Annotated in this window: 14 protein-coding genes; 7 read left to right on the plus strand and 7 right to left on the minus strand. The window is 70.6% G+C overall.

Features of this window, described 5'->3' with window-relative positions; genetic code table 11:
• Positions 1 to 18: 18 nt before the first annotated feature.
• Positions 19 to 6,393, minus strand: coding sequence for a protein kinase (locus ACGF8B_RS08070; protein ID WP_392735829.1), 6,375 nt, complete (start codon positions 6,391 to 6,393; stop codon positions 19 to 21).
• Between the two features lie 231 nt (positions 6,394 to 6,624).
• Positions 6,625 to 7,395, minus strand: a complete 771-nt coding sequence (locus ACGF8B_RS08075) for an AraC family transcriptional regulator (protein WP_392735831.1) — start codon at positions 7,393 to 7,395, stop codon at positions 6,625 to 6,627.
• A gap of 101 nt (positions 7,396 to 7,496) precedes the next feature.
• Here ACGF8B_RS08075 and ACGF8B_RS08080 point away from each other — a divergent pair, with 101 nt between their 5' ends.
• Positions 7,497 to 8,306, plus strand: coding sequence for a sulfite exporter TauE/SafE family protein (locus ACGF8B_RS08080; RefSeq protein ID WP_392735833.1), 810 nt, complete (start codon positions 7,497 to 7,499; stop codon positions 8,304 to 8,306).
• A 125-nt stretch (positions 8,307 to 8,431) separates the two neighbouring features.
• Here ACGF8B_RS08080 and ACGF8B_RS08085 read toward each other — a convergent pair whose 3' ends face one another.
• Positions 8,432 to 9,082 (minus strand): GNAT family N-acetyltransferase, encoded by a 651-nt coding sequence (locus tag ACGF8B_RS08085; protein WP_392735835.1) that lies wholly within the window; start codon positions 9,080 to 9,082, stop codon positions 8,432 to 8,434.
• 636 nt (positions 9,083 to 9,718) lie between these two features.
• The gene (locus ACGF8B_RS08090; RefSeq protein WP_392735837.1) at positions 9,719 to 10,900 is read right to left on the minus strand and encodes a LacI family DNA-binding transcriptional regulator; all 1,182 of its coding nucleotides are present in this window, start codon (positions 10,898 to 10,900) and stop codon (positions 9,719 to 9,721) included.
• Positions 10,901 to 11,298: 398 nt separating this feature from the next.
• On the opposite strand from ACGF8B_RS08090, the gene ACGF8B_RS08095 reads away from it, so the two are divergent.
• The 3 genes from ACGF8B_RS08095 to ACGF8B_RS08105 all read left to right on the plus strand — a co-directional run bounded on the left by ACGF8B_RS08095 (position 11,299) and on the right by ACGF8B_RS08105 (position 16,969).
• Positions 11,299 to 12,543: an ABC transporter substrate-binding protein gene (locus ACGF8B_RS08095; RefSeq protein ID WP_392735839.1), complete on the plus strand. Its 1,245-nt coding sequence runs from the start codon at positions 11,299 to 11,301 to the stop codon at positions 12,541 to 12,543.
• Positions 12,544 to 12,653: 110 nt separating this feature from the next.
• A complete protein-coding gene (locus ACGF8B_RS08100) occupies positions 12,654 to 15,851 on the plus strand; it encodes a hypothetical protein (protein ID WP_392735840.1) in 3,198 nt (1,065 codons plus the stop codon).
• Positions 15,848 to 16,969 carry an oligogalacturonate lyase family protein gene (locus ACGF8B_RS08105; protein ID WP_392735842.1) on the plus strand — a complete coding sequence of 374 codons (1,122 nt, stop codon included), beginning with the start codon at positions 15,848 to 15,850 and terminating at the stop codon, positions 16,967 to 16,969. The genes ACGF8B_RS08100 and ACGF8B_RS08105 overlap by 4 nt, the downstream gene beginning before the upstream one ends.
• Before the next feature lie 642 nt (positions 16,970 to 17,611).
• On the opposite strand, the gene ACGF8B_RS08110 is transcribed toward ACGF8B_RS08105, so the two are convergent.
• The 3 genes from ACGF8B_RS08110 to ACGF8B_RS08120 all read right to left on the minus strand — a co-directional run bounded on the left by ACGF8B_RS08110 (position 17,612) and on the right by ACGF8B_RS08120 (position 20,706).
• Positions 17,612 to 19,141 carry a UDP-N-acetylglucosamine 1-carboxyvinyltransferase gene (locus tag ACGF8B_RS08110; protein WP_342279337.1) on the minus strand — a complete coding sequence of 510 codons (1,530 nt, stop codon included), beginning with the start codon at positions 19,139 to 19,141 and terminating at the stop codon, positions 17,612 to 17,614.
• Positions 19,142 to 19,435: 294 nt separating this feature from the next.
• Complete coding sequence (locus tag ACGF8B_RS08115; RefSeq protein ID WP_392735844.1) at positions 19,436 to 20,167, minus strand: RraA family protein; 732 nt, start codon at positions 20,165 to 20,167, stop codon at positions 19,436 to 19,438.
• Positions 20,168 to 20,193: 26 nt separating this feature from the next.
• Entirely contained in the window at positions 20,194 to 20,706 is a 513-nt protein-coding gene (locus ACGF8B_RS08120) for a hypothetical protein (protein WP_392735845.1), read from the minus strand.
• A gap of 356 nt (positions 20,707 to 21,062) precedes the next feature.
• On the opposite strand from ACGF8B_RS08120, the gene ACGF8B_RS08125 reads away from it, so the two are divergent.
• The 3 genes from ACGF8B_RS08125 to ACGF8B_RS08135 all read left to right on the plus strand — a co-directional run bounded on the left by ACGF8B_RS08125 (position 21,063) and on the right by ACGF8B_RS08135 (position 23,922).
• Positions 21,063 to 21,989 carry a hypothetical protein gene (locus tag ACGF8B_RS08125; RefSeq protein WP_392735847.1) on the plus strand — a complete coding sequence of 309 codons (927 nt, stop codon included), beginning with the start codon at positions 21,063 to 21,065 and terminating at the stop codon, positions 21,987 to 21,989.
• Positions 21,990 to 22,181: 192 nt separating this feature from the next.
• Entirely contained in the window at positions 22,182 to 22,991 is an 810-nt protein-coding gene (locus ACGF8B_RS08130; protein WP_392735848.1) for a phytanoyl-CoA dioxygenase family protein, read from the plus strand.
• Between the two features lie 49 nt (positions 22,992 to 23,040).
• Positions 23,041 to 23,922, plus strand: a complete 882-nt coding sequence (locus ACGF8B_RS08135) for a GyrI-like domain-containing protein (RefSeq protein WP_392735850.1) — start codon at positions 23,041 to 23,043, stop codon at positions 23,920 to 23,922.
• Positions 23,923 to 24,044: the final 122 nt, after the last annotated feature.

Here is a 24,044-nt window from a genome sequence, read left to right on the forward strand (position 1 = left end):
GAAGAGGCGGGGTGGCGGTCAACGCAGGTGGAGGTAGGAGGCGTTGCGCTCGGTGATGGCGTCCCAGTCCGCGTCCGTCGGGAAGCGCACGACGTCCCAGCCGGCTTCCTCCAGGCGGTAGCTGGCCTCGATGTCACGGGTCGAGCCGGCCGCCTGGCCGGGGGCGTCGACGAACACGGCGAGGTTGACACCGTCCAGGCGGAAGACGAGGTCGGGGCAGGCCGCCGCCTCCGGGACGAGGACCTCGACCTCGTCCGGCAGCCGGAAGCCCTTCGCCTTGAGCCAGCCGAGCAGGTCGCCGCTCGCTACGAGGGCCCCCAGATCCGTCTCCAGCGGGGTCGGCGCGGGCGTCACGGTCCTGGCGGGCGTGTCACCGGCGACGTCGACCGCCGGGGCCAGCCTGCGGAAGCGTTCACTGCGGGACTCGCCCCGGTCCTCCCGTTCGGTACGGGCGGCGGCCAGCCGCGCGAGCAACGGCCTGGCGCTGTGCCGGCTCAGGTTGCGGTGGTGCGTCTGGTTTCCATAGGTCAGCAGGCAGGCGTAGCAGCCACGGGCGCACTTCTCGCCCTCCGCGGGCCCGCCCTCGTCCTCGCCCGTCTCCGGGTCGAAGTGGCAGATCTCCAGGGCGGTCCGGGCGGCCTTGGCGAGGGCACCCCTGTCGTGCTGGATCCGCCGCAGCACGCCGGCGCCGCCCTCGGCCGCCTCCGTGAACAGGATGTGACGCCGCGGTCCTTCGTCCGGAGGCAGCAGCTCCGCGGTCAGTTCGGAGTCCTCCAGCTCGAACGCGGCCTCGATACCCCGCTCCAGCGCGTACAGGAACGACAGGGCCACCGGTTCGGGCTGCGGTTCGTCCAAGGTCACCACGAGGATGTTGCGACGGTCCTCGACATAGGGCAGGACGCGCTTCTTGCGACGCTTCTCGTTGCCGTCCTCGTCGACCACCGGCATACCGGTGCCCTCGATGGCGTCCGCGGCGGCCCGGTCGTTGAGCCAGCGGCCGTCGCCGAGATCGAGCCAGTAGCCGTCCGGCTCGTTCTCCTTGTCGCGGACCCGGCCGAGGTTGGTGATGCGGACGGTCGCCGAGTCGCCGTAGTCCAGGTTGAGGACCGGCGCCCCGTCGCTGTCGGTGACGTGCGAGGTGAGGCGTCCCTTGCGGGCGCCGTGCTCCTGGAACGCGTACGACGTCTCCAGGCGGAAACCGGCCCGGCGGCGCTCCTCCTCGTCGGAGGAGATCCGCTCGCGCGGGGTGGTGTACACGGTGTGCAGGTGCAGTAGGCCGGTGCGCTTGTTTCGCAGGTCCTCGCCGCACATGTCGCACCGGTCCGTGCCGGGCTTGACGGCGTAGTGGTAACCGCAGCCGTCGCAGCGCCGCGCCTCCGCCGTCGCCAGGTCGCCCGAGGCGTCCGGCGGCAGCTGGACACGGGTGACCTGGTAGCGGGCACCCTCGTGGTAGATGAGCGCGCCGGGGCCGAACTCCCGGATCGCGAGGAACCGGGGACGCTGGAGGTAGTCGCCGTCGGCATTGCGGCGGTTGCCCGAGCGCGGGATGTACGCGGCCAGGGGAAGGCGCGGGAAGCTGTAGCCGGGCAGGAACCCCTCGGACGCCAGATAGCGGTACGGATTGAAGTCGCTCATCACCGACTTGCTGTCGGACGAGCGGTTCAACAGCAGGTTCGTCTGGGTCTCGGCCTCGCGGCGCCGGGTGCGTGCGCGGCCCTGCTCGCCCTGCGAGAGCGTGTGGTCGACGACCCGCTTGTTCTGCTCGTACTGATCGACGACGGAAGCCCGGAACAGCTGGCGCCACCGATCGAAGGACTCGTCGAACCGATGCGGTGCCCGGTCGATCCTGTCCTCGATCCACTCGTCGTACCACCAGGTGGTGGCCGCGAAGTCCGCGATCAGCGGGGCGAGGACGGTACGGGCGGCGGCGACCGCGCGCCGGCGCGCGCCCTCGTCCAGGGACAGGTCGCGGATGTGGGGGAGGAGCGGCAGCGGCATCCGCGGGTCGGGGCGGTCGCTGGCGTCCGGGTCGTAGGCCACGTCGACGACATCCGGAATCGCGATGCCCAGCTTCATCCCGGTCTCCGCCAGCCAGATGCCCTGGAGGTGGGAACGGACCAGATCCTCGTTGGCAAGGTCCAGGCGAGGTGGCGCCACCTGCCCGGACACCATGTCCTGGGAACGGCGGAAGTAGTACTGGTCGTGGCTGTTGCCCGTGGCGCAGTACGTGGTCACCAGCGCTGGCTGACCGGAACGGCCGGCCCGGCCCGAGCGCTGCGCGTAGTTCGCCGGGGTCGGTGGCACATTGCGCATCAGTACAGCGTTGAGCGAGGAGATGTCCACGCCCAGCTCCATCGTCGGCGAGCAGTACAGCAGGGGCAGTTCGGCCTTACGGAACTGCTCCTCGCGCTCCAGCCGCTCCTCCGGGGTGACCTGCGCGGTGTGCTCCCGGGCGAACAGCCCGGCCAGCTCAGCCGCTGCTGTCCGGTACAGGTCGCGGAAGAACGGGTTGACGCGCGGCCCCTCACCGCTGCTGTACGTGCGTGCCAGCGGATCGACCGCACCCCGCTCACCGCTCCCGGACCGCCAGACCAGGGCGGCGGCCGACACCCGGTAACCGGTGCGCTTCTCGGCCGCTCGGCGCCGGTAAGCAGGCCCGGAGTGCTCGGGGGCAGCCTCCACCTCGCGCACCAGCTCCGCATCGAGCAGCACCTTCAGCAGGTCCTCGATCACGCACTGCACATCGTCCAGCGGCAGAGCACGCAGTTCGGGCATGTTCCGCCGAAGGTACTTGCCGAACTTGCCGCGGGCCGACAGGAACAGCGCGGAGCGCTCCATGCCAGGCTTCGAACCGTACGGGTAGGCGGTACCGACGGCGGGCCGGTCGCTCTCGCTCAGCACCCATGGACCGGTGAGACGCTCCTCGCTGGCCCGCTGCAGAGTGTCGAAGTCGTCACGGAAGTACTGCACGTCGATGGCGAGGGCCCGCCGCATGAAGTCGAGCAGTGTACGGGCGACCTCCTCGCGCAGCGCGGGGTCGGCGTCGCGCAGCACGGCGTGCGCGGACTGCCAGCGATCCGGCCGGGCGGCGATCCAGTCCAGGTCCTCGTAGTCGATCCGCAGCAGCCCCGTCTGTTCGAGGTTCGGCATCGTGATGCGCCAACCGCGCTCCAGGTCCCGGTAGAGCCGGTATCCCACGACGTCGCGGAAGGCCTTCGTCGCACGACGCTCCATCGAGGGGGCGGGGGACACACCCCCGGCGTACTCACGCGGCGACAACCCCATCACCTCGGTCACCGCCTCGGCGAGGTCGTCGTGGTGCAGCCCCTCCTCGCTCGCCTGCACCGCGGCCTGGTAGAGGGCGCCGCGCAACTGGGTCACCTGCGCGAAGTCGTTGAAGTGGCCGGCCTGGAGCGAGGCATCCTGCCGGTTGTCGACGAAGGTCAGGAGTTTGCGCGCATCCTTGCCGAGGCTCTCCTCGGGCACCGCGCGCAGGGACTTCACGATCGACGCGGAGATCAGGGAGGTGGCCGAGGAGCGTCCCTCCTGGTCCAGGGTGGCCAGCTTGGCGAAGTCCCGGCCGCGAGTCTGCTCGTAGGAGACCTGGCAGTGCACGCAGAACAGGAACGGTGCCGGGACGAACGCCGCCACCAGCCCCTCGCCTGCCTCGCCCGACTCGTCGGCCTCGTTCCCGAAGGCGTCCACGACGACGCGCTTGGGCACCCGGGGCCGGTAGGACTTCTTGACGACGGTCACACCCTGCGCGTCCGGCTCCAGCCAGGACTCCGGCAACCGCCTGTCGTCCACGGCGTTCTGAGGATCGGCCGGCCACTCGTAGTCCTCCCCGGGCATGCCCAGGTACAGGTAGCCCTCGCCGTCACGGCCTCCGGAGGCTGAGGTGTTCCGACGCGGCTCGTACCGGAACGCGCCGCTTTCCCCGGAGCGCCAGACGGTCAGGTACTCCTGGCCGCACTCACGGCAGAACGCCAGCGGGAACAGCGGCTTGCCGTCGCTGTCCGGCTGCTCCAGCTGGTAGGTGCGGGTGAGTGGCCGGGTGAGTGGATCCTCCAGTGTCGTGTAGACGGTGTCGCCCTTGGAGAGGAACTGGTGCAGCCGGAAGGCGAACATCGGCCGCTCGGTCACCGGATGCTTCGCCTGCGCACCCGCCTCCAGCGTGGTACGGATCGCCTCGCGCACGTTCTCCTCGGCCACCCCGGACTCCGCGGCCAGCTCGGCCGCCGCATCCTCGACGGTGCCCGGTGCACGGCGGCGGAGCCGTCCCGTCGCCTCCTCGCGCTCCAGACCGAACCGGGACTCCACCCAGCGGGCCAGTGAGTCCTTCGTCAGCGCCTCGTACGAGCGGGGAGCCGCAGGCACCCGCAGCCGCTCGGCGGGCACGGTCACCGCGGCCTCCTCGGTCGCCCGGACGAGCGTCTCGCCGATGACCCGCTTCGGCAGCACTGTCGTACCGAACAGCCGGCCGGCGACCTTGGCCACTTCGCGCCGCTGGTCCTCCCAGGAGCCCTCGGTGGACATGGTCGCCGAGGTGCCGATGCACTGCAGGGTCGCCGAGGCCCGGCAGGCCTCACGGACCCGACGGATCAGGAACGCCACGTCCGCGCCCTGCCTGCCCCGGTAGGTGTGCAACTCGTCGAAGACGAGGAACTGCAGACCGTCGGCCATACGGATCAGGCTGGACCGGTCGTCCGGCCGGGTCAGCATCAGCTCCAGCATCACGTAGTTCGTCAGCAGGATGTCCGGAGGGTTCTTGCGCAGTTCCCGACGCTGCTCCTCGGACTCCTGGCCGGTGTAGCGGGCGAAGGTGACCGGCTCGCGACCTGCTCCAAAACCATGGCGCAGGTACTTCTCCAGCTCCTTCAGCTGGGAGTTGGCCAGGGCGTTCATCGGGTATACGACGATCGCGCGCACCCGGCCTCCCGCGCCTGCGCTGGCCGCCTCGCGTTCCTTCAGGACGTGGTGCACGATCGGGACGATGTACGACAGGGACTTGCCGGATCCGGTGCCCGTGGTCAGTACATAGGAGTCGCCCGCCTGCGCGGCCTCGATCGCCTCCCGCTGGTGGAGATGGAAGGTGAGTGGACGACCGTCCGGGCGCGGCGAGGTCTCCTTCTTGCCCGCCTGGAAGATCTCCGCACACCTGGGGTGCAGCACGCCGTCCCGTACGAGGTCGGTGACCTGGCCGCCGTCGGCGAAGAACGGGTTCAGCGACAGCCACGGGTCGGGCCATTGCGACTTCGCCGCCAGGTCGTCCTTGACGAAGCCCTCGATCCGGGCGTCCCGGATCACCGTCGCGCTCCTGGTGAACTCCTCGTACTCGCTGATCAACTTGCCATGGATGCCGAAGACATCCATCGTCTCGGGCAGGCGCGGCTCCCTGCGTGGCACGGGTGCGGGCGCGGCCGGGGTGCGCTCGGGAAGCAGGGAACGCAGCCGCGCCACCGGGTCCATCACCTGCCAGTGCGGAGCCGGCAGGGTGGCGGTGTCGTCCGGTGCGAGCGCGAGCGGAACCAGCGCGTCACGGACCAGAGCGGCGTTCTCCGGCCGCAGCTCGGCGTCCTTCTCCAGGAGCCGGTCCACGAGCCGGACCAGCCCGGCGGGCAGGTCCGGGCGTACCAGGGTCAGCAGCGGCGGCCGCTCGTGCTGGTGCTGCTCGGAGAGCTCGAACGGGGTTCTGGCGGAGAACGGCGGCTGCCCGATCAGCAGCTCGTACAGGATGCAGCCGAGCGCGTAGAGATCGGCGAGGGCGGAGACGCGTTCGGCACGGAACTGCTCGGGTGCCATGTAGCGGGCCGTGCCGACGCTGACGCCCGTGCTGGTCAGCCGCGTCTGGTCGGGATCGTCGACGATCGAGCCCATGCCGAAATCGAGGATCTTGACGGTGCCGTCGCGTGTAAGCATCACATTGGCGGGCTTCAGGTCGCGGTGGACGACCCCGGCCGTGTGCGCGGCGGCGAGACCGGCGGCGATCTGCGCCCCGACGGCGGCGGCCCAGGAGACCGGGAGCTGAGGCTCTTCGTCGATGAGATCCGCGAGCGGATGACCGTCCAGCAGCTCCATGGCGAGGTAAGGCAGACCGGTGCTGCCCAGCGACTCGTCGACGCCGCCGTCGATCAGCCGGGTGAGGTTCGGGTGGCCCTGGGAGAGCATGCGCATGATCCGCACTTCACGGCGGAAGCGGTCGATCTCCTTGTTGGACCCCGAGGTGTCGACGGCGATTCCGGTCCGGCCGCGCAGCACGGTCTTGATCGCGACCTCCCGGTGAGGGGAGTCCGGGGCGGCTTGAAGGTCTTCGGCCCGGTGCACTTCCCCCATGTTCCCGCGCCCCACGATTCCCGTGATCCGGAACCGCGCGTCGACCGTCTCCAGGCTCACTGGCCCTCCCCCGTTCACCTGTCGCGTACATTCCGCAGGAAGTGTACACCTCAACCCCGCTGGAGAAGGTTGCATTGCCTTGTTGACGTCGTCAACTCATTGTGATGTCGTGAACGGTGAATGCGGCTCTTCCAGTACGGCGGCATCGGATGGCGAGGACTGCAAGGTGTGGTCGATGAGCGTGGCCAGGCGGGCCGCACGTCCCCGGTCTTCCCCAGGCTCCCGATACGATCAGCCCTCCCCGCTCCGGTACGCCGTCGGCGGCCGGCCCAGGAGCTTCTTGAACGCGGCCGTGTAGGCGGCCGGGTTGTCGTAGCCGAGCAGGCCCGCGATGCGTGTGACGGGCGTACCCGCCGTGAGGTGCTGGAGGGAGTGCAGGACACAGGCGCGCTGACGCCACTGCGAGAAGGTCAGCCCGGTGCCGCGCAGGAACAGGCGGGCGAGGGTGCGTTCGCTGACGCTGAGGGCCGTGCACCAGCGCGCGGGCGGGTCGTGGATGTCCGGCTGCTGGAGGAACGCCTCGCACAGGCCGCGCAGCCGGGGATCGGAGGGCAGCGGCACATCGAGGGGGAGCGGGGTGAGGTTCCTGAGCTCGTGGAGGATGAGCGCGGCGACCGCGGCGTCGCGGCTGTGCTCGGGGTAGCGCGGCGCCATCTCGACGGCCTCCAGGATGAGTTCCCGGAGCAGGGCGGAGACGTCGACGGCCTGGCAGCGGGACGGGAACCACGGCACGGCGGCGGGCTCGATGTAGAGACTGCGGGTGCTGACGCCCGTCATCGCCACCTGGTGCCTGGTCATGGACGGGATCAGTACGGCGCGGGCGGTGGGGATCGTCCAGCTGCCGTCCGCCGTCTCGACCCGCATGATGCCGGTGGCCGCGTACAGGACCTGGGCGCGGCGGTGCTCGTGCCAGACGAGCAGGTGGTCAGGGGGGTAGTCGGTGCCGATGGCCAGCACCGCTCGATCGAGCCCGTCCACCTCCGCGACCGGAATGTTCCGCATGCCGCGAGGCTACCCGGGGCCACACATCGTGTCTGCTGCGCGTAGACGGTAGGCAATTCATCGATTGCCCGCCAGGTCCGGCCCTCCCTAGTGTCGGACCAGTGCTCACCTCCTTCCTCACTCTCCTGTCCCTCGGCTGTCTGACCGGCATCACGACCGTGCTCTTCGGCTTCGGCGGCGGCTTCATCACGGTGCCCGTGGTCTACGGCGTCCTGACCGTGACGGCTCGCCCCGGAGCGGACGCGGACGCCATGCACGTGGCCGTGGCGACCTCGGCGGCCGTCATGGTCGTCAACGCCTCGGCGGCGGCCCTGGCCCAGTGGCGCCAGGGCCGGCTGCGCCGCGAGTACGTCTGGCCGCTGGCGGCCTTCATCGCGGCGGGCGCCGTCGCCGGATCGTTCGCGACCACCCTGATCGGCGGCACGGCGCTGAGCCTGCTGTTCGCCGCCTATCTGCTGGTCACGATCGCCGACAGCCTGCTCAGGAAGGGCTTCCTCGCCGTGACGCAACGGACCCGCCCGCAGCCCCTGGAACGACGAACCGTCACCTTTGGCGGCATCGGTATCGGCCTGGTGGCCGCCGGCCTGGGGGTGGGCGGCAGCGTCATGACCGTCCCGCTCCTGCGACGCAGGGGCCTGCCGATGGCCGAGGCGACCGGGATGGCCAACCCCCTGAGCGTCCCGGTCGCCGTGGCCGGAACCCTCGTCTACGCTCTCGCCCCCACCACCGCCGGCTCGGGTCGACTCGGCTACATCGACCTCACCGCGGGCGCCGCCCTGCTCATCGGCTCGCTCCCCACCATCGCCGTGGCCCGACGCCTCGTCGGCCGGGTCCCGGACCGGGTCCATTCGATCGCGTACGTCGCGCTGCTCGTGATCGTGCTGATCGTGATGCTGGTGATGGGGCTCTGACGTTCCGTCATCGCCAAGCCCGGCCAGGACTCGGTTGGTTCACGGCTCGTCCGCCGCGCCAGGGACACCGTGGAACCTCGCTCCCGCACCGGGGAGCCGTCCGACTTTGTGGGGCGGGAGCCGGCTCACGGTCCGGACGCGACCTGCCGTGCCGACCCGGGAGCGACGGGAGCGACGGGAGCGACGGGTGCGGCGGGTGCGATGGGAGTGACGGGTGCGGCGGGAGTGACGGGTGCGGCGTAGCAGTGCAATGTCACCGTCTCCGTCTCCGTCGGGCTCCACCGGTGCTCGACGGTGGCCAGCAAGGTCCACCCCAGACGTCCGTACAGGGCCACGGCCGATGTGTCGGACGTCAGGACGTCCAGGACCGGATGGCGTCCGCGCCGCCGGGCCTCACCGGTGGCCCGCTCCATCAGCAGGGCCCCGACCCCGTGGCCACGTGCCGCGGGGGAGACGAACAAACGGCTGACCACGGCCGCCTTCTCGACAGGCACGCCCGCCCGGCGGCCCCACAGGGCCGGCGCCCGGTCTCCCGCCCCGCCCTCGGCCAGGCCGACATGACCGACGACCTGCCCGTCCACCTCCGCCACCCAGGCGGCGAACAGGGAGGGCGGGGCCAGCCAGTCACCGGGATGCTCGGGCCAGTTCTCCGGGTAGCCGTCCCGTTCGTGCACGTCGGCCAGCAGCTCCACGCAGGCGTCGAGATCGGAACCCTCACGCCACCGGACGCGGCAGCCGGGAGTCTCTTCCACCGCGGGGTCCGCCTGTCGTTCCATCGCAGCATGAAACCACGACCTGCTCGCCTCCCGCCCGGCACCACCGGACCGTGGCCGGCAACAGCCCTTCCGCTCGGGCGCGAAGTCCCGCAGACCTGAAGATCAGGCTCATCGTCAACGGCTGTGCGTGCAGCAGGAGCAGGGCGGTGACCGGCAGTGCGAAGGGAGCCACCTCGGCTGCCACGTACCGGAATCCGTTCGGCCGCCCACAGACGCCGGAAGTCAGGGACCTTGAGGACTTCGGTGGCGTCGTCGGGCGCGACGCCGGCCGGTACGGAGAGCGGCATGGGCGACACTCTTCTTCGGCCGAGGCCGGATCGGCGGCGACGCGAACGGGTTCCCTTCGGGCGTTCCCATCGAGCGTCCCCTTCGGGCACCCCGTTCAGGCGCCCGCTCTCAGGCATCCCGTTCGGCGAGGGAGCCCCGCCGAAGGTACTCCGCAACGCCCTCGCTCCGGCGCGAGGACGTCATGCGGGTGGCGGCGGCACGGCGGACGCGTCAGGCGCATCAGGCACATCAGGCACATCAGGCACATCAGGACAGTTCCGGAGGGCGAGTTCCGGAGGAGGACGCCATACGGAGGGGCCACGAGGCAGCGGAGCCGCAAGGCGGACGGCGGACGGCAGCGGTCCCGGCCTAACGCGCTCGCGCGCGGTGGGCGGATCCGGCCCCGACCACCCGCAGATACGCCTGCGCGGAGTCACGCGTCCGGATCTCGACGGGCAGCAGGATGTGCCGGACCTCGTGCGGACCGTCCGGGTTCCGGATGCGCTGCGCGAGCATCTCCATCGCCCGGCGGCCCATCTCCCGGGAGGGCAGGCGGGCGGCAGCGAGCGTCAGCGGAAGCAGGTCGAAGGGGCCGGCGTCGTCCATGCCGGCGAGTTCGATCTGGCCGGGGACCTCAAGACCGAGGACGGAGAGGTCCCGGGCCGCGTGCGCCAGGGTGTGGCCGTTGGCACAGAGCAGCACGGTGGGTGGCTCCGGGCGGTCGAGGAAGGCCGAGAGCATCGCCAGCCGACGGTCGTCGGGCAGCCTGTGATAGGTCGTGAGGGCGGTGAGTTCGGGTGAGACCGGAATGCCATGCGTCCGAAGCGCCTGGACGTGTCCGGTGAGCCGCTCCGTCACGCTGGTGACGTCGGTCTCGTCCCAGAGCGTGGCGATCCGGCGGTGACCGCGCTCGATGAGGTGCTCGGTGAGCCCGAATCCCACCGCGTAGTTGTCGAAGACGACGGCATCGCTCGGGGATTCGGGGTGGTAGCGGTCGATCATGACGACGGGCACCCCGCACCGTGCGAGCTCGGCCAGCGCCGGTGAGTCCGAGCCGCCGTCGACGGGGTAGAGCACAACACCCCCGGCGCCCGACTCCAGCGCCTGACGCAGGGAGTGCTCCTCCGCCCGCTTCGAGCCCTTGGAGTTCGACAGGAACATCCGCAGCCCCTCCTCGCCGCACACCGACTCGATGCCGTCGAGGACGTCCGACTGGTGCGCGCCGTGGCCGTGCATCACACAGGCGACCGAGCGCTCACGCGCCCCTGCCCCGTTACCGGTCGGCGGTGATCGCCGCTCCGCCACGAACGTTCCGCGTCCCCGTTGCCGAACCAGGTAGCCCTCGGTGACGAGTTCGTTGAGGGCCCGCACGGCGGTCGTGGAGCTGACACCGAATCTCTCGCAGACCTCGCGCTGGCTGATGAAGGGCTGATCGGGCTCGTAGGCGCCCCGGTCGATGTCCGCGACGAGATCCCGCTTCACCATCCGGTAGAGCGGGTTCTGGCCGGTGCCTTCGCGCTCGGCCTCGATCATGCTGCCCCCATCGTTCACCGACTCATTCCCTGACACGTTAACGCGCTAAGGATAGCTCCGAGCCCCTCCTGCACAGAAGGGGCTCACGCGCCTGCGGTCCAAGTGGTGGGCGACGACGAAAGACAGCACTCCTAATGCGTTAACTGCACGAACTTTCACTTCGAACAAGGTGAGTTGGCGCCAACGTCTATACGCGTTAACACGTTATTGCTAGCTTCTGCTCAGCCCGATCCACCTTCAGGGGAGCCATGATGACCGAACCCACGCGCAGATCAGCAGGCAGGCGGATCAGGAACCGACGGCGGGACTTCTCCGCCGTCGGTGCGGCTCTGCTCATGGTTGTCTCCCTCGCCGCCTGTGGGCGTGGCGAAGGGGGAGGGAGCGCGGACGGCAGAACGGAGATCACCGTCGCGGGCATGCCGCCGACCACACTTCCGGCAGGCCGGAAGGACTTCCTCGCGCAGGTCAAGGCATTCGAGAAGGCCAACCCGGACATCAGGATCAAGCCGACCGACGCGCTGTGGGACGCCAAGACCTTTCCCGCGCGTCTCGCCTCCGGTCAGTTGGAGACCGTCTTCCGGATACCGCTGACCTACCCGCCGAACATGATCGAACGGCACCAGATCGCCGACCTCAGCAAGGAGATCGCGGAACTGCCGCACGGCACGGAGTTCGACAAGCGGCTGCTCGCCCCGGTCACGGGTGCCGACGGCAAGGTGTACGGGATTCCCACCGAGGTGTACTCCGTCGGCCTGGTCTACAACCGCGAACTGTTTCGCAAGGCGGGTCTCGACCCCGACAAGCCGCCCGTCACCTGGGACGACTTGCGCACCGCGGCCAGGACGATCACGGACCGGACCGGTGTGCCCGGATTCGGCATGCATACCGTAGACAACACCGGCGGCTGGATGCTGACCACAATGACGTACTCCTACGGCGGCCGGATGGAGAAGAAGGCGGACGGCAAACAGACCACGGCCTTCCGGGACGGCCGGACCGGCAAGGCCCTCGACCTGCTCAAGGCCATGCGGTGGGCCGACGGGTCGATGGGCAAGCAGCACCTGCGTGGCACCGACGACCTGACCCGTGACTTCGCCAGTGGGAAGGTCGCCATGCTGCTGGGTTCTCCCAGCACCTACGGTGCCTATGTGGCCAAGTTCCACGGCAGGCCCGGCGCCTACGGACAGGCCCCGCTTCCCTCCGGCGGCGAGAAGGCCACCCTCCTCGGCGGCGGCGTCGCCGTCGTCTCGCCGAAGGCGGACGCGGCGCAGCGTCGCGCCGCGGCAAAGTGGATCGACTTCTTCTACCTCAGGACCAAGTACGACCCCGCGCTGGCCGCACAGCGCACCGAGCAGATCGCCGCCGACAGGAATCCCGCCGGAGTCCCCGGTCTTCCCTTCTACGACGCGAAGGTCTCCGGCCCGGCCGCCGAGGCCGAGCGCAAGCACTCCAACGTGCCGCTGAAGAACTTCGCCCCGTACGTGAACAGCCTCGACACCACCAAGTACGTCGTCGAACCACCCGTCGCCGCACAGGAGTTGTACGCCGCTCTGGACGGCGCCGTGCAGGCCGTACTGACCCGGGAGAACACCGATCCGGCTGCCGAGCTGGAGAAGGCGGACCGGAGGGTCGGCCCGCTCATCGACCGGGCGCAGCGGTGACACACCCCCACGGAACCGACACTCGTGTACGGAGCCGGCACCCCACACGGAACTGACACCCCCACACAGAACGGCTCGGCACCCCGCAACTCCGCGAGAAGGGCCTCACGATGTCCGGAGCACCACCGAGAAGACCGCTCACCCGGCTGCGTCGCACGCTCACGACGCTCGCCGTATCCGCCCTGGCTGCAACACTGATACAGGCCCCCGCAGCCACGCAGGCGCATGCCCGGCCCGCCCAGACCGCCCGTGCCACGGCGGTGCTCGGCGCGAAGCCCGTGTACGAGGGCATCGAACGGGCCTGGCCCGGAGACCGCGACAAGGACCCCGCCCACGCGGTGTGCGAACAGGCGGGGCGAAGCTGCTGGACGATGTCGGGCGATCCGTACAACCGGTACCTGTACGTCGATGTGGCGGCCGGTGCCGTCCCCGCCGGGGCGAAGCGGGCCGTGGTCACGGTCGACTACTTCGACGCGGCGGCGGTCGGCATGAATCTCCAGTACGACTCGCAGTCCAATGCCTTCACCGGCGTGTCCGGCCCGGCGCTGAAGGGCACCGGCACCTGGCGCAGCCAACAGTTCGAGCTCGGCGACATCAGGTTCGCCAACCGTGCCAACGGCGCCGACTTCCGGCTCGATGTGCAGGCGACGGCCGAGAACATGCCGCCGATCTGCTTCAGTCGGATATCCGTCGAGTTCACCGATGCCCCGCTGCTCGACATCACCTCACGCCGTCTGCTCTTCGCCCAGGGCGCGGATCAGGGGCCGATCACCTTCGCCTCCGCGGCAGACCGGGTCGGCTGGACCATCGGCGACCCGAACGGGGTGCCGCTGAAGTCCGGCACGGCGCAGGTCACCAACGGCAGCGCCGCCCTCGACATCAGGGATCTCGGCCCCGGCTATTACACACTCACCGCCACCGCCGACTCCGGTGCCCCGGTGACGCGGACGACCTCGTTCGGTGTCGTCACCCCACCGCCGTCCGCCAAGGACCCGTACTACGCCGTGGCCATGCACTACGGCTGGCAGCCGGGGTGGGAGGACACCCTGCTCGACTCCGCCGCCACCGTGGGCTGGAGCCAGGTCAGATCCGACGCCAACTGGGCGGTGGAGAAGCAGAAGGGCGTCTACGACTTCGGTTCCCACGCCCTCGACGCGGGGCTGAAGAGCGCGGCGGGGCGCGGCATCAGGACCATGCCGATCCTCGGCTACCGCAATCCCCTCTACGACGGGGGCAAAACCCCCAGCTCGCCCGAGGGGCTGGCGGCCTTCGCCAGGTTCGGTGCGGCGGCGGCCGCCGCCTATGCCCCGTACACCAAGGACTTCTCCGTCTACAACGAGTTCAACGGGACCGGGTTCAACGACGGGGCCTGCGGCATCACCGCGCAGTGCTACATCGACATGGTCAAGGCGGTGAAGCAGGCAATGCCGGACGCCAACATCGTGGGCCCCACCTCGGCCGGCACCCAGCTCGCCTGGCATGACGACTTCATCGCCCGAGGCGGCCTCGATCACCTCGACACCTTCAGCGTCAACTACTACGCCAACGCGGCGGACGCGCCCGGCACGCCGCCGGAGGACATCAAGGCGCTCGGAGAGTTCGCGCAGCTGGTGAAGAAGGTCGAGGCGCGCAAGAAGATGCCGGTCTGGGTCACCGAGAACGGCTGGCCCACACACACCGGCGGCTGGAGCGAGCCCCAGCAGGCCGACTACCTGATCCGCGCCCAGACGCTGGCGCGCGCGGCCGGTGCCGACAAGTACTTCTGGTACGACCTCCTCGACGACGGCACCGACTCCGGTGAACGCGAACACCGCTTCGGCCTGTTCCGCCGCGCCGGGGCCGGTGTCCAGGGACTGGCCCCCAAACCCGCCGCCGTCTCCAACGCCGTCCTCATCCGCCAGACCGCCGGCAAGCCGCTCGGGGAGCGGGAGAGCGCGGGCGACCCGGCCGTCCACATCTACCCGTACGGCACCACCACCCGTTCCCTGTGGGCCACTTCGCCGAAGACGGTCTCCGTCGCCACCGACAGGCCCCTGACCCTGACCGACCAGTTCGGCAAGCGGAGCACGCTCGTCCCGACGGCCGGGCACATCACGCTCGGCCTCGACGGCAGCCCCGTCTTCCTTGAAGGGCCGGTCACCGGCGTGACAGTCACGAACTCACCGCTCTCGCTGAGTACGACGGAGCAGTCGGTGACCGGCGCCGCCCTGAAGGTCACCGTCACCGCGGACCGCACCGGGGCGGGCGCGCTGCCCCGCCGACTGCCGGTCACGATCGACGGCGTGCACGGCACGCTGGGAACCCGGCCCGGTGCCAAGACCTCGCTCACGCTGACGGTGCCCGCCACCGCGACCGCCGGCATGCGCGAAGTCAACGCCTCCTTCGGCCGGCTGGCCCGGCTGCGCACCACGACGAAGGTGGTCGAGCCGTACACCGTGACCGGACGACCCGACATCCGCAGGAGCGGCGGAGGCCTCACCGTGAAGATCACCAACAACGACCCGGACCGGGCTCTGGCACCCGCGCCGGTGGGTTGGCGAGTCGGGCCCTGGATGGGCACGATCACGGATCCGGCTCCGGTTCCCGCCGGGCAATCGTCCGAGAGGACGGTTGAACTCCCTTCCGATATGAAGCAGTTCGTGTCCTACGCCTACTCCGTCACCACCGGCGGTGCCACGGATTCGGGCTCGCTCAGCTTCAGCCCCGTGGAACGCGCGGGCGAAACCACCCTCGCCCCGACGGACCTGAACTCCCTCGGGGACTGGGTGGGTCTGCGGGGCGGTACCAGGACCGGCCCCGACGATCTCTCCGGGACGATCCGCTACACCTACACGGACGAGAACCTGATCCTGGACGCGGCCATCAGGGACGACGTGCACAACGCCGCCCGCACCGACCCTTCGACGGCCTGGCAGGTCGACTCCATTCAGTACGACCTCTACTCGGACTTCCCCGGCACGCTCGGCGGCACCCGGGTCGAGGTCGGCGCGGCGCTGCTGCCGAGCGGCCCCGTCGCGTACACCTGGAGCGCCCCACCGGGGCAGCAGGCCGGGCCCACACCGGGCGCGGACGTCTCCGTCGTGCGCGACGAGGCGGCCCGGACCACCACGTACCGGCTCGCGGTGCCCTGGTCCTCGCTCGGGTTCGACCGGCCGCCCACCGGGACGATCGGGCTGTCGTTCCTCGTCAACGACGCCGACGCGGGTACCGGCCCCGACGCCCGGGACGGCTATCTCCAGTGGGGGGCCGGAGTCGGCGCGGCTCCCAAGAACCCCGCACAGTTCCGGTCCGCGAGGCTCGTGCCATGACTCTCCTCCTCAGCGGCGCCCATCTGCCCTACCCCCATACCAACGGGTTCCACGCCGCCGGTGAACGGGTGGTGCTGACCCGGCACTCCCCGGTCACCGGTGCCATCGGGCTCACCAGTGTCCGCTGGCGCGGCGAGGACCGTGCCGCACGCGCCCTGTGCGAACTGCCGCCCAGCGCCTCGGGGCCGGAGCAGTTGCTCTGGCCCGACGTGGCCCTGTCCGCCGAGCGGGTGGCCTGGGTCTGGAACAGTGCGCTCCACATTCTCGATCTGGACTCCGGTGTCCCCGAGCGGCTGTACACGGCCGCTCCCGGGCACACCCTGCAGGACCTGTGCTCCCTCACGGGTGCGGGAGATCGGGTGGTGGTGATGGAACACCCCGAGGGCCGGGACACACCGGTGACCTGCCTGGAAATCTCCGTGTCCACCGGAAGGGTCGGCGAACTGTTCACCAAGCCATGGTTCGCCAACCACCCGGCGTACAGCCCGTACGACGAATCGTGGCTGGCCTTCGCCCACGAGGGGCCCTCCCAGCAGATCGCCGACCGGATCTGGGCTCGGCACCGCACACGGGACCCGGAGGGGCGTTGCGTCTTCGACCAGACGGCGGATGGGGGAACGCGCTCCGAAACGCATCCCGGAGCGCGCACCGGAGCACCAGCCGGAACACTCGCCGTGGGCCACGAACGCTGGATGTTCCACGATGTGGGCGCCGTGGTGTGCGCGTACGGCGAGAGCGAGGCAGGACCGCGCGGCCTCTACATGGTCCACCCCGACGGCAGGCCGGCCCGGCTCGTCAGCGAGGGCGAACGGGACTGGCACTGCGACATCAGCCGCGACGGACGGCTGGCCGTCGTCGACACCTCCGGTCCGCTCGACGCACCGGGCCGGGGCTGGCAGAACGCGGGACAGGTGTCCGACATCGTGCTCGTCGACGTCGCCACCGGCGCCCGCACACCCCTGGCACGCACGGAAGCCGACCGGCACCCCCGGCACCCGCACCCGATATTCACCCCCGACGGCACCGCGGTCCTCTACAACCACGGCGATCCGTCGACCGGTGACATCGCGGTGGCCCGGGTGCCCCTGCCCCCGCCGCCACCCCCAGCCACGTCATGAAACACGGTTCCCGACTGCTTCCGAGACCACGCGGGACCGACCGCCGGACCTGTCTGAACAGCGGGACGGGGTGGGCCGCTTCACAAGCGGGCGCCTCGTAACTGGCCGCCTCGTGAAGGGAGGCTTCGCAAGTGGGTGGCCTCGTCCCGCTACGGAAGGGCCACGACCGTCACACCGCGCAACTGCCGGTGCAGACGGGAGGTGAGCATGCCAGGAAGTACCAGTCACACTGCCCTGGGACGACCCGACTCCCCCTGAGACGCCTGTGGAAGCCAAACACCGGCGGCCGAGGACATACAACCTCTTGGCGACGGGACGTGAGCGGAAGCCCTGCGGCACTTCTACGCCTCCGAGGAACTGGAGGCCGGCGCATCGGTCGTCTCCCCGGCACGCCGGCTGGGGGCACTCCGACCCCGGGTTCACGCTGCGGAAGTACTCCCACTTCTTGCCCCGAGCCGGCGCACGGGGCAGCGCAGCCATCGACGCGATCTTCGCGTAGCCGCGGCCGGTCGGCAGGGCCTGTGGAGCGCGGCTCGCAGCCCACCGCCGGCCCAATGTCCCGGAGAAGTCCCAGAGATGCCGCCGCACCCCTCCCAGACCCGCTGATTAGCAGGTCAGACAGAGTGCGGCGGCATCTGCGCATCAGATGTCCCGGAAGATCTCGATCTGCGCGCCCACGGAGTTGAGCCGCTCCGCCAGCTCCTCGTAACCGCGGTTGATGACATACACGTTGCGCAGGACCGACGTGCCCTCGGCCGCCATCATGGCGAGCAGTACCACCACGGCGGGCCGCAGGGCCGGCGGGCACATCATTTCGGCGGCGCGCCAGCGGGTCGGGCCCTCGACCAGTACCCGGTGCGGGTCCAGGAGTTGCAGCCGGCCGCCGAGGCGGTTCAGATCGGTGAGGTAGATGGCCCGGTTGTCGTAGACCCAGTCGTGGATGAGGGTCTGGCCCTGGGCCGAGGCGGCGATCGCCGCGAAGAAGGGCACGTTGTCGATGTTGAGGCCCGGGAACGGCATGGGGTGGATCTTGTCGATCGGCGCCTCCAGCTTGGAGGGCCGGACCGTGAGGTCGACCAGGCGGGTACGGCCGTTGTCGGCGACGTACTCCGTGGTGCGGTCGCAGTCGACGCCCATCTCCTCCAGCACCGCGAGTTCGATCTCCAGGAACTCGATCGGCACCCGGCGGATCGTCAGTTCGGACTCCGTCACCACGGCGGCGGCGAGGAGGCTCATCGCCTCGACCGGGTCCTCGGAGGGGGAGTAGTCGACGTCCACGTCTATGTGCGGGACGCCGTGCACGGTCAGTGTGGTCGTGCCGATGCCGTCCACGCGTATGCCGAGCGCCTCCAGGAAGAAGCAGAGGTCCTGGACCATGTAGTTGGAGGAGGCGTTGCGGATGACGGTCGTGCCGTCGTGCCGGGCGGCGGCCAGCAGCGCGTTCTCGGTCACGGTGTCACCGCGCTCGGTCAGCACTATGGGGCGGGCGGGGGTCACCGAGTGGTCGACCTGGGCGTGGTAGATCCCCTCGGTCGCGGCGATCTCCAGGCCGAAGCGGCGCAGCGCGATCATGTGCGGCTCGATGGTCCGCGTACCGAGGTCGCAGCCGCCGGCGTACGGGAGTTTGAACCGGTCCATGCGGTGCAGCAGCGGGCCGAGGAACATGATGATGGAACGGGTCCGGCGGGCGGCGTCCGCGTCGATGGCGTCCATGTCGAGCCGGGCGGGCGGGACGATCTCCAGATCGGTTCCCTCGTTGATCCACCGGGTGCGCACACCGATGGAGTTCAGCACCTCCAGGAGGCGGTAGACCTCCTCGATCCGGGCCACCCGGCGCAGCACCGTACGGCCCTTGTTGAGCAGCGAGGCGCAGAGGAGTGCCACGCACGCGTTCTTGCTCGTCTTGACGTCGATGGAGCCCGAGAGCCGGCGACCGCCGACCACCCGCAGGTGCATGGGCCCGGCGTAGCCGAGCGACACGATCTCGCTGTCGAGTGCCTCACCGATGCGCGCGATCATCTCAAGGCTGATGTTTTGATTGCCGCGCTCGATGCGGTTCACGGCGCTCTGGCTGGTGGCGAGCGCCTCGGCGAGCTGACTCTGTGTCCAGCCCCGATGCTGACGGGCGTCACGGATGAGCTTGCCGATGCGTACGAGGTAATCGTCTGACATGGTGAAAGGTTATCTCAGATATGAGATGCGACCTGCGCCGGGGTGTGGCGTTCGGGTGACGCCCGGGCGTGTCGGCGCGGCAGTTGCAGGTCGGAGGCGTACGAGATGCGCCGTCCCGCTGCGCACCATGCGTTCAATGGTCCGCCCGGATCGCCGCGACCGCCCGCGGTGCGCGTCCGTACGGGGGGGCGGGGCGACCCGGGCGTACGGAAGCCGGTGCCCGGGGATCGGGAGGGCGGAGACCGGCCGCCGGTTCCGGGGCCGCCTCTGGAGACCGGCGGCCGTCCTGCGAGGTCAGTCCTCGAAACCGTTGTCGCGCAGGATGCCGTCGATACGGGCACGATGCGCGGCCTCCCAGGCGTCCAGGGATTCGCCCGCCTCCTTGGCCGCCTTCGCCCGCGCGTCGAGGAGTACCTGTTCGTGCCGGGCACGCGGAACGACCACGATGCCCTCCTCGTCCGCCACCACGATGTCACCGGCGTCCACGGCCACACCGCCGCACCGCACGGGGCCGTTGAGCGGCCCGACCGCCTTCTTGGTGCCGGGGATGGGGATCACGCCCCTGGCGAAGACGGGGAACCCCATCTCGCGCACCTCGGCGAGGTCACGGATCACGCCGTCGGTCACGAACGCGGCGATTCCCCGGCGTTGGGCGACCGCGCAGACGTTCCCGCCGGCCAGCGCGTGGTCCACGTCGCCCGACTCGACGACGATGACGGCGCCGGGCTGCGCGCGGTGGACGGCGGCGTGGAGCATGAGGTTGTCACCCGGAGGGCACCGCACGGTGAACGCCGGTCCGGCGACCCGGGGGACCGAGGGCCACAGCGGGCGGACGCCGATGTCCATGACCTGCCCGCGCCCCAGGAGATCGGCCAGGGTGGTCGGGGAGATGCCCCCGAACCCGTCGGTCTCCCCGAACCCGTCGGTCACCCCGGGCTCACCGGACTCCCCGGGCCCACCGGACTCTCCCGTCCGACCGGGCTCCCGGGGCTCCTTGAACTCCTCGAACTCACTGATGTCGTTCATGTTCCTCCGTCGTCCGGGCCCACGCGTCAGGTGTCGTACTGGCCGTCCCAGGGAGCGTAGAAGCCGAGCTGGTCGGGGTGGAGCTCGGCCCAGTCGTCCTCGCCCTCCCCGTCGCCGCCCTCCTCGTCCGCGCTCTCCCCGTCGTGGTGCTCGACGATCAGCCCGAAGAGCACGCCGTCGACCGTCAGCCGGAAGGGCCGGATCGCGATGTCTCCGTAGTCGCGCTCGGGAAGGCCGTCGAGGAGCGCCGCCAGCCGCGCCTCCGCCCGCGCCATGACGGAGCCGTCGCCCGCGGGGTGCTGCTGCTCGGCGTACGTGCCCGCGTACCCGATGTCCGAATCGAGGTGCCGGCCCTCGTGGTCGAAGCGGTGCAGAACGGTGTAGAGGCGCTTGTGCTCCTCCCAGCCGTCGCCGATCGTGTACCCCTGGGGAAAGGCGTAGGTGACCGAGGCCAGGAACTGTCCGTCCGCGTACCGCCCGACGGTGTCGGTCCGGTATCCGGGCTCGTGGGCTATGGGGATGATCTCGGGAACTGCCATGGCGGAACCATAGATCCGGCATCTGACATCGGCCCGCCCGGAGGTCCCGGTGCCGCAGACACGGAGGAAGGCGGCCGGAGTTGGCGACGGCGCGGATGCGCGAGCTGTACTGCTTCCGCTACGGGTAGGACTTCCGGCAGGACTTCTGGCAGAACTACGGCAGGACCACGCGCAGGACCACGGGCTCAGCGGCTTCGCCGGCACGCTGTGCTCGCGTGCGCCGACGCGTCGTTCGACGCCGACGAGGGGTTCGACGCCGGCGTACGGGCCGACTTGCCCCCCGGCCGGGCGGAGGGGCCGTCCGCTGAGTACGGGTACTCATGTGTGCCGGGAAGCCGGTTGACAGGCTCCGCGGCATGACGAGTGGCAGAGGGGCGTTCACGGCCCTGCATCTCTTTCTGGTCTGGGCGATCACGGCGATGACGGTGCCGGCGCTCGGCTTCGGTCTGGTGGCGGTTGCCTGGGGCGGCGGTGCCGGTGCGACGGTGCCGGTCCTGGCACTGGGAGCGCCGCTGATGGTGGGCCTGCTGGCCGTGGCGGGCCTGCCGGTGAAGGACGTGGTGCCGCTGTGCGGTTCCGTGCCGGGGCGGTTGGGCTGGGCGGTACTGGTCTTCGTACTCGGCACACTCGGCGTCCTGGCGGGCCTGGCCGCCTACGGCGGGGACGTCGACCTGGGGAGCGCCGGTACCCGGATCGCGCTGACGGGGGTGCCGTACACCGTGGCCGCGGCGTTCTTCGTGCCGGGCCGGTGGGTGCGGTCGGGGGCGCTGGTGGTGCTGGCGGCCGGCGTGGTCTACGGGGGTTTCGTCGGCCCGGCGCAGTCGCAGCGACGTCAGCACGAGGCGGAGGTCGCGCGGTACCGGGAGAAGCCCGAGCTGCTGTACCTCGGCGACGCGCCGCCGGGCATGCACGTGTCCCGGGCGGAGCTGGGCCCCGCCACCTTCGTCGTCGACTACCGCCCCGTGCGGGAGGGGTACGAGACGGGGTACGCGGGCCTCGTCGTGCGCTCCTCGGACATGCCGGAACCCCGGTGCCCCGAGCCCGTGGACAAGTCCGTCACCTGCGCGGTGGACGGGCACGGGGAGATGGTCATGGTCCGCGGCTTTCCCGACGGCACCCGCGAGGTCACCCTCGTACGCCGGCACGGGAAGGCGGAGGTCTCGGTCGCCAGCCAGAGCGTCGGCGAATCAGGGCTGCGTCATCTCCTGGACACTCTGCACCCGCTGTCGGACACGGAGCTGGGGGAGTTGATGCGGGAGAAGAAGATCGACCACGGATTCTGAGTGCCGCCGTGTGCTGCCGTGTGTCGCCGGGCCCCGAGGCGAGGCCGATCGGCTCCCCGCGGCCGTGCCGGCCCCTTCGGAGCGCCGGGCGCGGCCGGGTCGCAGGAGCGGGTAAGGGCTCGGCGGACACCCGACAGAAGCGGTGCGGACAATGTCGGGTGGCCGGGGCCGGTGCCGCCGCACGATGGGCGCATGGACGACACGACCTTGGTATCCCGCTTTCTCCGTGACGGCTTCGTGAAGCTGGCGGGCGCCGTCGCGCCACGTGTGGCCGCCGACTGCGCCCGTCTGCTGTGGCGGGAGACGGGCTGCGACCCGCAGGACCCGGCGACGTGGACGCGGCCCGTGCACCAGGTGCCCGGCATGGCGCAGGGGCCGTTCGCCGCCGCACCCAACTCCCCGTCCCTGCACCACGCCTACGACCTTCTCGTCGGCGCGGGACGCTGGGAGCCGCGCTACTCGCTGGGCACGTTCCCGCTGCGCTTCCCGCACGTGGAGGAACCGGACGACGCGGGCTGGCACATCGAGGGGAGCTATCTGCCGGAGGGCGAGAGCTGGTACTTCACGAATCTGCGCTCCCGGGGCCGGGCGCTGCTGATGCTGTTCCTGTTCAGCGAGGTCGGTGAGCAGGACGCCCCCACCCGGATCCGGGTCGGCTCGCACCTCGATGTGCCGAAGGTGCTGGAGAAGTACGGGGAGGACGGGGCGAGCGGGTTGGCCCTCGCCCCCGAGCTGGTGGCGGCGTCCGACCACCGGCCACTCGCCCTCGCCACCGGGTCCCCGGGCGATGTCCTCCTGTGCCATCCGTTCCTGGTGCACTCGGCGCAACCGCACCACGGGACGCGGCCGCGCTTCATGGCCCAGCCGCCGCTGATGCCGGCCGCACCGTACGAAACGGAACGGGCCGACGGCGCGTACTCTCCCGTGGAGATCGCGATCCGCCGAGGCCTGGGACGGGACACGCCAGGTCCGGACGGGGCCGGCACCGGCGGCGCCGGGTAACCGTGGACACCGCCCGGCGCCGTGGTCGCCAGGAGGAGGGAGACCGGGCGTGCTGGAGCGGCTGAACCAGGCCATGGAGCACATCGAGCGCCATCTCGACGGGACTGTCGAGATGGGGGAGCTGGCACGCGTCGCGGCCACCTCGGAGTACCACCTGCGCCGGATGTTCTCCGCGCTCGCGGGCATGCCGCTGTCGGAGTACGTCCGGCGCCGCCGGCTCACCCTCGCCGCTGCCGAAGTGCTCGCGGGACGTGACACGCTGCTGGAGATCGCGGTGCGATTCGGCTACGGATCCGGCGAGGCGTTCGCGCGGGCGTTCCGTGCCATGCACGGCATCGGACCGGGCGAGGCCCGGCGTACCGGCGCCGCGCTCAGCTCCCAGTCGCGGATGGCCTTCCGCCTCACCGTCGAGGGGAGCAGCAGTATGCGATACCGCCTCGTCGACAAGGCGGCCTTCACCGTCGTCGGCTTCAGGGCGCGGGTGCCGCTGGTGCACGCCGGGCCGAACCGGGCGATCATGGACTTCGTCCGCGGGATCGATCCGCGGGCCCTGGAGCGTGTGGAGAAACTGTCGGACCAGGAGCCGCACGGCGTCGTCGCGGTCTGCGACGACCTGGACCCCAGCCGTGCCGAGGGCACCGATCTCGACTACCACCACGGCGTGGTCACCTCCGCGGCCGCTCCCGAGGGCACCACCGCGCTGTCCGTCCCGGCCGGCACCTGGGCGGTCTTCACCACCTCCGGGCCCGCGCCGCAGGCCGTCCAGGAGCTGTGGCGGGACGTGTTCACCGAGTGGTTCCCGTCGAACCCGTACCGCACCCGCACCGGCCCCGAGATCCTGCGTATCCGCCTGTCGCCGGAGAAGACCGGGGCCGACGCCGAACTGTGGCTCCCGGTGGAGCCCGAGCCGGACGCCCGGCCTTCGTCGTGAGCCGCGGCACCGGCGTGCCGTCCGGCGGACCGTGGCCCGCGATCAGGTGCTGACCCGGGGCCGGACAGGTGTGGTGGGACGGCCGTCCTCGGCTTGTCCCACGCCCGGTGGCCACCGGCGGG

The organism is Streptomyces sp. NPDC047917 (assembly GCF_043204345.1).
In the GTDB taxonomy this organism is placed as follows: domain Bacteria; phylum Actinomycetota; class Actinomycetes; order Streptomycetales; family Streptomycetaceae; genus Streptomyces; species Streptomyces sanglieri.

Excerpts from the sequence above, each read along its gene's own strand:
- ACGF8B_RS08095 (WP_392735839.1), top strand. The coding sequence starts at position 11,299 with ATGCCGCCGACCACACTTCCGGCAGGCCGGAAGGACTTCCTCGCGCAG.
- ACGF8B_RS08125 (WP_392735847.1), top strand. The coding sequence starts at position 21,063 with ATGACGAGTGGCAGAGGGGCGTTCACGGCCCTGCATCTCTTTCTGGTC.
- ACGF8B_RS08120 (WP_392735845.1), bottom strand. The coding sequence starts at position 20,706 with ATGGCAGTTCCCGAGATCATCCCCATAGCCCACGAGCCCGGATACCGG.
- ACGF8B_RS08130 (WP_392735848.1), top strand. The coding sequence starts at position 22,182 with ATGGACGACACGACCTTGGTATCCCGCTTTCTCCGTGACGGCTTCGTG.
- ACGF8B_RS08110 (WP_342279337.1), bottom strand. The coding sequence starts at position 19,141 with ATGTCAGACGATTACCTCGTACGCATCGGCAAGCTCATCCGTGACGCC.
- ACGF8B_RS08105 (WP_392735842.1), top strand. The coding sequence starts at position 15,848 with ATGACTCTCCTCCTCAGCGGCGCCCATCTGCCCTACCCCCATACCAAC.
- ACGF8B_RS08075 (WP_392735831.1), bottom strand. The coding sequence starts at position 7,395 with ATGCGGAACATTCCGGTCGCGGAGGTGGACGGGCTCGATCGAGCGGTG.
- ACGF8B_RS08100 (WP_392735840.1), top strand. The coding sequence starts at position 12,654 with ATGTCCGGAGCACCACCGAGAAGACCGCTCACCCGGCTGCGTCGCACG.
- ACGF8B_RS08115 (WP_392735844.1), bottom strand. The coding sequence starts at position 20,167 with ATGAACGACATCAGTGAGTTCGAGGAGTTCAAGGAGCCCCGGGAGCCC.
- ACGF8B_RS08085 (WP_392735835.1), bottom strand. The coding sequence starts at position 9,082 with ATGGAACGACAGGCGGACCCCGCGGTGGAAGAGACTCCCGGCTGCCGC.